This window comes from Mesorhizobium sp. M4A.F.Ca.ET.050.02.1.1 (genome assembly GCF_003997725.1).
Lineage (GTDB): Bacteria > Pseudomonadota > Alphaproteobacteria > Rhizobiales > Rhizobiaceae > Mesorhizobium.
Map to the genome: position 1 here is coordinate 3,128 of NZ_RZSG01000119.1, position 8,463 is coordinate 11,590.

Below are 8,463 nucleotides of genomic sequence, written 5' to 3' on the forward strand. Positions count from 1 at the left end.
AGACGCCGCGCCGGTTGGGCACGACGATGACGACGCGACCGGCAGGCGATAGCACCCGCCAGATCTCGTTCAGCGTCTCGCGCGGGTTTTCGACATGTTCGAGCGAGTGCACCAGCAGCACGCGGTCGATGCAGGAATCGACCAGCGGCAATTCCTCGTCGAAGACCAGCGCGGTCGCCGTCGGCCCCGTCGTCGGCCAGACCACGGCCCCCTGCGTCGCCGGCATGAAGGCAAAGACGCGCTCGGCGTCGGCGCCGAACCGCTCCAGCCACGGCAAGGTGTAGCCGAGCCCGACCAGCCGCTCGTTTGGCACGGCCGCCCAGATCGACGACAGCGCCATGGTGATCGAGCGCTCGGCCAGGCGCCCCAGCGTGGTCGAATAGAAGGAACGGAGGTCGACGATATCGGAATGCATGGCCGGGACGGTAGCTTCGAAGCATTGCAAGTTCAACAAAGGCGGATGACATCGGCGCCCAAGCGCCCTATGTCTGCGGCGACAACTGCATCGGCCCGAAATCGGTTTCGATTTCGGAAAGCGCGATGCAGCAGATAAACAGCTTAGAGCGTCCTTTGTGCGTCGAATTGGACGCACGGCGCTTTGGTGGAGAGACGCGATGCCGGTCGAAATCGAACAGTTCATGTGCCGCAGCGACAATTTCGGCGTGCTGGTGCGTGACCCCACGAGCGGCCAGACCGCCATCATCGACGCACCCGAGGAGGCGCCGATTCTGGCCGCCATCCAGCGCACCGGCTGGACGCCGACGCTGATCCTGACCACTCACCACCATGTCGACCATGTCGAGGCCAATCTGGCGCTGAAGGAACGCTTCAAGCTGCGCATCATCGGGCCGGAAGCGGAAAAGGAGAAAATCCCCGGCATCGACGAGACGGTCGGCGAAGGCTCCGTCGTCCACCTCGGCGAGGAACGGATCGACGTCATCGCCACGCCAGGCCACACCGCCGGCCATGTCTCCTACCATCTGCCGGCCTCGAAAGTCGCCTTCACCGCCGACACGCTGTTTGCGCTGGGCTGCGGCCGGCTGTTCGAGTGCAAGCCGCCGGTGATGTACGCTTCGCTGAAGAAGCTGGCGGCGCTGCCGGCCGACACGGTCGTCTATTGCGGCCATGAATACACGCTGTCCAACGCCCGCTTCGCGCTGACCGTCGACCCGACCAATTCGGCCCTGAAGGAACGCGCCGCCCGGATCGAGGCACTGCGCGCCGACGACAAGCCGACGCTGCCGACGACGATCGGCGAGGAATTGTCGACCAATCCGTTCCTGCGCTGGCACGACCCGGCGATCCGCAAGCATCTCGGCATGGAGACGGCCGCCGACGCCGAGGTGTTCGCCGAGATCCGCAAGCGCAAGGACAATTTCTGAGCCTCGTGCTAGCTTCCGGCCGATGACCAGTGCCGCCGAAATCATCGCCACGCTCGGCTTGCAGCCGCACCCGGAGGGTGGCTGGTATGCCGAGACCTTTCGCGATGGTGCCGGAGGCGCGCGCGGCCATTCGACCGCCATCTACTTCCTTCTGGAAGAGGGCCAACTGTCGGCCTGGCACCGGGTGAGGGACGCGGCCGAGGTCTGGCACTTCCATGCCGGCGCGCCGCTGGCGCTGTCGATGCATGAGGAAGGCGGCGGCGTGATCGAGCAGGTGCTGGGCATCGCCCTTGCCGCCGGCGAGCGGCCGCAGATCGTGGTGCCGGCCGGCTGGTGGCAGTCGGCGCGCAGCCTCGGCGAATGGTCGCTGGTCGGCTGCACCGTGGCGCCGGGCTTCGACTTCGCCGCCTTCGAGATGGCCGAGCCGGGCTGGCAGCCGAAACAGCCTTAGCCGAGTAGAAAACCCAAGCTGATCGCCGCCTGCGCGGCGTAGTAGAGCGCCCAGACCGCGTAACGCATCCAGGCGCGGTGCGGGGAGATGGCGGCGAGCAGGAATTTTTCGGCGGCGAGCAACCCATCCGACGCCATGAACAGGATGGCGCCGCCGATCACCAGCGTATTGCTGGTGGTGAGCGCCGAAATCCCCATGGCGAGGATCGCCGCGACATAGACGGCGATCGGCAGGCGCAAGGCGGGGCCGACACGGCGCCAGAGTGCCGCCAGCATGACGATCGCGAATGCCGCCATGGCGAGCGCGATCGCGCCGCGCCAGGATTCGGAGCCAAGCACATCCAGCCCGCCGCCGCTTTGCAGGAACAGCGGAACGTAGAGGATATGCGCCGTAAGAAAACTGGCCAGCCCGCCAAGGAAGGCCCTCTCGCCATCGCGTGACAGGAAGGCATCGCCGACGGCGCTGAGCGCGAGCGCGGCAGCCAACAGAAATGGGCCGCCCTGCATGAGGGCGAGCACCGCCAGCACGGCGACGGCAAGCGTCTTTGCCGCCGAGCGGGCGAGGCTCGGCGGCATGTTGAGCGTGAAAGCGTAGATCACCGCCGCCACCAGCGAGAACACCAGCGTCGCATTGGCGTTGGCGTCGATGCCGCCGGGAAACGGCATCATGCGTTTGCCTCACCCGTGGCCGCTTTGCGCAGCAACAGCGACTTCGCGGCAAGTGCCGCGCCGCCGGTGATGAGCACGCAGGCGGCGAGGATGCGCAGCGACGGCTCGGCGACGCCGGCAATGATCAGCACCAGCGTCGACAGCAACGGCGCGGCGTAGCTCGCCGCGCCCAGCACCTGGATGTTGCCGCGCTTGACGCCGATGTCCCAGGCGTAGAAGGCGGCCCCCACCGGCATCAGGCCAAGGCCGAACACGGCCAGCCACTGGCCGATGCCGACGGGAAGCACCGTCTGCTCGAGCAGGAAGTGGCAGGCCAGCGAAAGCGCCGACGTCGCGGCGCAAAACCAGGTGACGATCGAGGTCGGCACCGACGGGAAACGCCGCGACAACAGCGAATAGGACGACCACAGGAGGGCGCAGACGCCGGCCATCGCATAGCCGAAGGCATAGCGCGCGTCGAAGGCGAGCCCGCCGCCCTTGGTGACGATGAGTACCGTTCCCGCGAGGCCGAGCAGCGCGCCGACGACGTGGTTCCAGGCTAGCCGCTCGCCCGGCATCAGCGCCGAGCCCAGCACGATCAGCAGTGGCCACAGATAGGCGATCAGGCTCGCCTCCACCGCCGGCGCGTTGCGCAGCGCGGTGAAGTAGAAGAAATGGTAGCCGAATAGGCCGGCAATGCCGATCACCCAGACTTGCGGCGGGATCTTTTTGCTCCGGTCAGCGGCCGGCATCACCAGCCGCGCGGCGAGCCCGACGCACGTGCCGATGGCGAAGGTGATGGCCGACAGCAGGAATGGCGGCACCTGGCCGGACGCGTCGGTCAACAGCGCCAGCAGCGACCACATGGCGACCGCCGAGAAGCCGATCAGTGTTGCGCGCCCCATGCCTGTCTCCGGCGGCGCGCAAACGCGCCTAGTTTATGGCTTCGAACCGTCCGGCGCTGATGGTCAGCGGGCCGATCTGGGTCCCGACCGTTGCGCGGATCGGCGCATATACGCCGGTTTGGCCGAGCGGTGCAAACGTCACCATCATGCGGCTCCGGTCCTTGAGGAAATTCAGCGCCTTGCGGCCCTTGCGGTACCCCGCCACCGGCTCGAACCCCATCCGGCAGGTCACCGTGTCGCCCTTGTAGCCCCGCACCGAGATCGACCCTTTCGAGGCATAGGTCAGCGTCAGGTTGGCGCGCATCTCGCCGTCGTAGAACTTGACCGTGCGCCCGCAGACCTGATCGAGGCTGTCGGCGTGGATGACGGTCGCCGCCATCGGATCGAGAACCGACTTCAGGTCGCCCGCGCCAAGCGGCACCCAGCTCTTGGGATCGCGCTTCTTCGGCGCCGGTATGACCTCGGTCGAGGTTACCGCGCCATTGGCGAAGCGGATGTCGACCACCGAGGCCTTCTTGCCCGACGTGTAGTCGGCCCGGAACGCCGCAGGCCGCATCTGCTTGCCTGAAATCGTGCCTTTGGACGAAACCGTGCCCTTTGTGTCGTCGAACAGCTTGGCGAGGCCTGCCGCTGAGACGGTGCCGTTGATCGCGTAATTATCGCCGTCATAGCGGCTCGAGAACGTCGCCCTGGCCACCGAAAGGCCGAGGAACGACACCGTGTATTCACCCTTGAAGGATTGTGGCGCCGCGGCGGCGAAACTTGCCGTCGGCAGGGCCACGGCGAGCAATCCAGCGAACGCATATGGCAAACGAAGCACAGGGGGGCGAAGCATGGCAGTCCTCGATTTTCAGCCGGGAAACGGGCAATTCCAGGCTGGCATGTCCCTATGTCGCTGGCTTATAGGGAGAAATCCGGCCTTTATATGGAATATGGCCTGACGATGCCGGCTGGCCGGAGCTTGACGCGCCGGTGAAATGCCACTATGGAACGCCAACTTTTTCCATAAGGCCGCCTGACCGAGACCGCGCGCCGCCTGGCGCGGGTCGAATGGTTTGGCCGACCGAGAACTGAAGGTTAGTATCATGTCCCGCACCTGCGAGCTCACTGCCAAGGCAGTCCAGACCGGCAACAATGTGAGCCACGCCAACAACAAGACCAAGCGCCGCTTCCTGCCGAACCTGGTCAATGTGACGCTGATCTCCGAAGTGTTGAACCAGAATGTGCGCCTGCGCATTTCGGCCAACGCGCTGCGTTCGGTCGAGCACCGCGGCGGCCTTGACGCCTTCCTGGCCAAGGCCGACGCCAAGGAGCTGTCGCAGCGCGCCCGTCTGTTGAAGAAGCAGATCGCCAAGAAGCTCGCCGAGCAGCCGGCAGCCTGACGCCTTTCGGCGGATCACCGCCGCTAGCCGGACCGGGAGCACGAAGCGATTTCCGGTCCGATTTCATATTCGAAGCAAGACGATAGCGTCGTCCACGCCAGGGCGGCGCTCCCGCTGGTTCCATTACCCAGGATAAAAAAATGAATTCCTTCTCGCGTTACCTGCCCTTCGTGGCCGCCATGGCGCTCGTCGTCGTGGCCTCCAACATCCTTGTGCAGTTCCCGATGCAGGGTGAGATCAGCGGCCTGTCACTGGCTGACATCTTGACCTGGGGCGCCTTCACCTACCCCTTCTCTTTCCTGGTCACCGACCTCGCCAACCGCCGCTATGGCCCGACGGTGGCGCGCAGGATCGTCTTCGTCGGCTTCATGACGGCCGTGATCTGCTCGATCCTCGTCCCGCCCTTCCTGTTCCGACACGGCCTGATCGAGTTCGAGACCGCCGCCGACCGGCTGGTGCGCATCGCCGCTGCCTCGGGCGCCGCCTTCCTCACCGCGCAGCTGCTCGACGTCACCGTATTCAACCGGCTGCGCCGGCAGAGCTGGTGGCGCGCGCCGATCGTCGGCACGCTGGTCGGCTCCGTGTTCGACACCATCATCTTCTTCGGCGTCGCCTTCTCCGCCGCTTTCGCCTTCGCCGGCCCGAACGATGCCTTCGCACTGGAGGCGGCGCCGCTGCTGGGTGTGCTGCCGGCCGAGACCATGCGCTGGGTGTCCTGGGCGCTCGGCGACCTCTCGGTGAAGCTGATCATCGCCGTAGTGGCGCTGATCCCCTACCGGTTGCTCGCCGCCCGCTGGAGCCAGCCGGCGCTGGCCACCTAATGCATGATCCCGAAAAGTGGGAACCGGTCTTCGGACAAGATCATGCTCAAAGGTAGAGCATGATACCCTGGGTCCAACTCGACTCGGCAAAGACGCCTGATGGCGAACAAGAACTTCGTTTGAAGCAGCGCGGCTCCGAGTTCTCTATCATGCTCGGCAGCAATGAGCTGATGAACAGCCGCCTCAGCGGCTCCGAGCAGGCGCTTGCAAAACTCGCCTGCGAAAGGATCGCCGGTCACAAGCAGCCGAAAATCCTGATCGGCGGCCTTGGTATGGGCTTCACGCTGCGCGCCGCCCTTGCCGAGCTTGGCCCGGACGCAAGCATCACCGTCGCCGAACTGGTGCCGGCCGTCGTCGCCTGGGCGCGCGGCCCGATGGCCGGGATTTTCGACGGCTGTCTCGACGACCCCCGCGTCACCATCCTGGAAAGCGATGTCGGGCGCGTCATCGGCGCCGGGATGTCGGCCTGGGACGCCATCCTGCTCGATGTCGACAATGGCCCTGAAGGCATCGTCTACAAGGACAATGACGCCCTCTACCGCGCGGCCGGCCTCGGCCATGCACGTGCGGCGTTGAAGTCGGGCGGCGTGCTGGCGGTGTGGTCGCAAGGGCCGGACAGCGGCTTCACGCGGCGCCTGAAACAGGCGGGCTTCACCGTCGAGGAGGTCAAGGCGCGTGCCCATGGCAAGCGCGGCGCCCGCCACGTCATCTGGATTGCGGCCAAGCCCTAGGCCGGCCCCTCAATCCTGGTGCAGGATGAATTCCAGATAGAGGTTGCGCTGCAGGATCGAGTGGTTGTCGTCCGACATCAGCGACACCATCTGCGCGCCATCGTCGCGGGTCCAGACGTCGAGCCCTTCCATATTGTCGATCTGGTAGCCCATGTCGGCCTCCAGCAGCACCGGCCCGTCGGCGACGGCGCCCTTCTCGACGCTCTCGCCGTAGATGCGCCTCAGCCGCATCTTCACCCCGCCCGCCATCGAGAAGCTGCGCTCGAGCAGCAGAAGATCGCCATCGGGCAGGAAGGCGCCGTCGGTGATGTCGAAATCGCCATTGCGCTTGACGGTGAAGACGCCCTTGTTCGGGCCCTCGATGATCGCCGCGAAGATGTTGCCGGCCTTGTCCAGGCTCTTTTCCGACACCACGACCAGCCCGCCTTCGTGCTGGCCGTAGGGATTGGCATGGGTGACGGTCTCGAAGCCGCGGTTCTGGCGCAGCTCCCGGGCCGGCACGAGATAGTCGAGCTCCTTGAACGGCGCCTTCATCTTGTCGGGATCGATCCTGAACTGGGCGACGCGCTGGTTTCGCTCGAAACCGACCGTGGCGATGCCGTCCTTGACCGCGAGGCCCTCGGCGTCGACCTCCCATTTCTTTTCGATCGGCCGTCCCGACCGGTCGACCATCTGCTGCATGCGGAAATTCTGGATGCCCGACGGCCGCTTGTCGGCATCGTGTGCGACCGTGCCGAAAAACCAGAAGCCGGTGTCGGCGACGCCGATGAAGTCGCCGCCGGGCTTGAGGAAGCGGAAGGCCGAGAGCGCGCCGAAATCGCGCGACGGCGAGGTCATCTCCAGACCGCCGACGAATTCCAGCGGCCCGAACTGCTTGTCGTCATGGCCAATGCGGAACTGGCCTATCGGCCGCGCCGAGATCTCGACCGGCTCGATGGAAGCCAGACCGGCGGCGACGGCCGGCGACAGCATGCCGGCCAGCGCGCAGGCAGCCAGAACCGTTCGCCGCAAGCCCCGCACCATGAGCTTCATCCGGCGCGCCGCAAGCCGCCGCGCCGCATCTCGCGCGCGCTTTCCTCGCCGAACAGCGAGGCGAGCTGCTCGGTCATGGCGCCGGCCAGTTCCTCGGCATCGACGATGGTGACGGCACGGCGATAGTAGCGGGTGACGTCATGGCCGATGCCGATGGCCAATAGCTCGACCGGCGAGCGCGTCTCGATCAGCTCGATGACCGCGCGCAGGTGCCTCTCCAGGTAGTTGCCGGGATTGACCGAGAGCGTGGAATCGTCGACCGGCGCGCCGTCGGAGATCATCATCAGGATCTTGCGCTGTTCCGGCCGCCCGATCAGCCGGTTATGCGCCCAAAGCAGCGCCTCGCCGTCGATGTTTTCCTTGAGCAGGCCCTCGCGCATCATCAGGCCGAGATTGCGCCGCGCCCGCCGCCATGGGTGGTCGGCGGATTTGTAGATGATGTGGCGCAGATCATTGAGCCGGCCGGGGTTCGGCGGCTTGCCGTCCTTCAGCCATTTCTCGCGCGCCTGCCCGCCCTTCCAGGCGCGGGTGGTGAAGCCGAGGATCTCGACCGAGACGCCGCAGCGCTCCAGCGTGCGCGCCAGGATGTCGGCGCAGGTGGCGGCGACGGTGATCGGCCGGCCGCGCATCGAGCCCGAATTATCGAGCACCAGCGACACCACCGTGTCGCGGAATTTCGTGTCGCGCTCCTGCTTGAAGGACAGCGGCTGCATCGGATCGATGACGACGCGCACCAGTCGCGACGGATCGAGATAGCCTTCCTCGAGGTCGAAATCCCACGAGCGGTTCTGCTGGGCCATCAGCCGGCGTTGCAGCCGGTTGGCCAATCTGCCGACGACGCCGGAAAGATTGGCGAGCTGCTTGTCGAGGAAGGCGCGCAGCCGGTCGAGCTCCTCTTCCTCGCACAATTCCTCGGCGCCGACCGTCTCGTCGAAAGCCGTGGTGAAGACCTTGTAGTCGATCTCCTTCGGCAAATTGGTGAAGGGATTGTCGTTACGCCGCGCCTCGCCGGGCGTCTCGGCGTCGGAATCGTCCTCGTCGGAGAGGTCGTCGGCGGTGGCGTCGGACGCCTCCGTCTCGGCCGACTGCTCGTCGTCGTCGGACGCCTCGGC

General features: G+C 66.0%; 11 protein-coding genes. 5 read left to right on the forward strand and 6 right to left on the reverse strand.

Features of this window, described 5'->3' with window-relative positions; all coding sequences use genetic code 11:
- Nucleotides 1-415: methyltransferase domain-containing protein (locus EOA33_RS40395; RefSeq protein WP_245482301.1), on the reverse strand; the 415-nt coding region annotated here is incomplete at its 3' end.
- 199 nt (nt 416-614) lie between these two features.
- Between EOA33_RS40395 and gloB the strand changes: the two genes are divergently transcribed.
- Together gloB and EOA33_RS11160 are read left to right on the forward strand one after the other, a co-directional pair.
- Nucleotides 615-1,382 (forward strand): hydroxyacylglutathione hydrolase, encoded by a 768-nt coding sequence (gloB, locus tag EOA33_RS11155; RefSeq protein ID WP_126058068.1) that lies wholly within the window; start codon nt 615-617, stop codon nt 1,380-1,382.
- A 22-nt stretch (nt 1,383-1,404) separates the two neighbouring features.
- Complete coding sequence (locus EOA33_RS11160) at nt 1,405-1,833, forward strand: cupin domain-containing protein (protein ID WP_126058067.1); 429 nt, start codon at nt 1,405-1,407, stop codon at nt 1,831-1,833.
- Here the strand turns inward: EOA33_RS11160 and EOA33_RS11165 are convergent.
- The 3 genes from EOA33_RS11165 to EOA33_RS11175 are packed head-to-tail and all read right to left on the reverse strand — an operon-like array spanning nt 1,830 to nt 4,205.
- The gene (locus EOA33_RS11165) at nt 1,830-2,501 is read right to left on the reverse strand and encodes a lysoplasmalogenase family protein (protein WP_126058066.1); all 672 of its coding nucleotides are present in this window, start codon (nt 2,499-2,501) and stop codon (nt 1,830-1,832) included. The genes EOA33_RS11160 and EOA33_RS11165 overlap by 4 nt on opposite strands.
- The gene (locus EOA33_RS11170) at nt 2,498-3,385 is read right to left on the reverse strand and encodes an EamA family transporter (RefSeq protein WP_126058065.1); all 888 of its coding nucleotides are present in this window, start codon (nt 3,383-3,385) and stop codon (nt 2,498-2,500) included. The genes EOA33_RS11165 and EOA33_RS11170 overlap by 4 nt, the downstream gene beginning before the upstream one ends.
- Nucleotides 3,386-3,413: 28 nt before the next feature.
- Nucleotides 3,414-4,205, reverse strand: a complete 792-nt coding sequence (locus EOA33_RS11175) for a DUF3108 domain-containing protein (protein WP_126059345.1) — start codon at nt 4,203-4,205, stop codon at nt 3,414-3,416.
- A gap of 265 nt (nt 4,206-4,470) precedes the next feature.
- Here EOA33_RS11175 and rpmB point away from each other — a divergent pair, with 265 nt between their 5' ends.
- From rpmB to EOA33_RS11190, 3 genes are all read left to right on the forward strand, one after another.
- Nucleotides 4,471-4,767 carry a 50S ribosomal protein L28 gene (gene rpmB / locus EOA33_RS11180; RefSeq protein WP_095804527.1) on the forward strand — a complete coding sequence of 99 codons (297 nt, stop codon included), beginning with the start codon at nt 4,471-4,473 and terminating at the stop codon, nt 4,765-4,767.
- 140 nt (nt 4,768-4,907) lie between these two features.
- A complete protein-coding gene (locus EOA33_RS11185; RefSeq protein WP_126058064.1) occupies nt 4,908-5,588 on the forward strand; it encodes a queuosine precursor transporter in 681 nt (226 codons plus the stop codon).
- Nucleotides 5,589-5,647: 59 nt separating this feature from the next.
- The gene (locus tag EOA33_RS11190; protein ID WP_126058063.1) at nt 5,648-6,319 is read left to right on the forward strand and encodes a hypothetical protein; all 672 of its coding nucleotides are present in this window, start codon (nt 5,648-5,650) and stop codon (nt 6,317-6,319) included.
- A 9-nt stretch (nt 6,320-6,328) separates the two neighbouring features.
- On the opposite strand, the gene EOA33_RS11195 is transcribed toward EOA33_RS11190, so the two are convergent.
- A complete protein-coding gene (locus EOA33_RS11195) occupies nt 6,329-7,351 on the reverse strand; it encodes an esterase-like activity of phytase family protein (protein WP_126058062.1) in 1,023 nt (340 codons plus the stop codon).
- On the reverse strand, nt 7,348-8,463 hold a 1,116-nt coding region (gene cobT / locus EOA33_RS11200; RefSeq protein ID WP_127405647.1), incomplete at its 5' end, for a cobaltochelatase subunit CobT. The genes EOA33_RS11195 and cobT, both read right to left, overlap by 4 nt.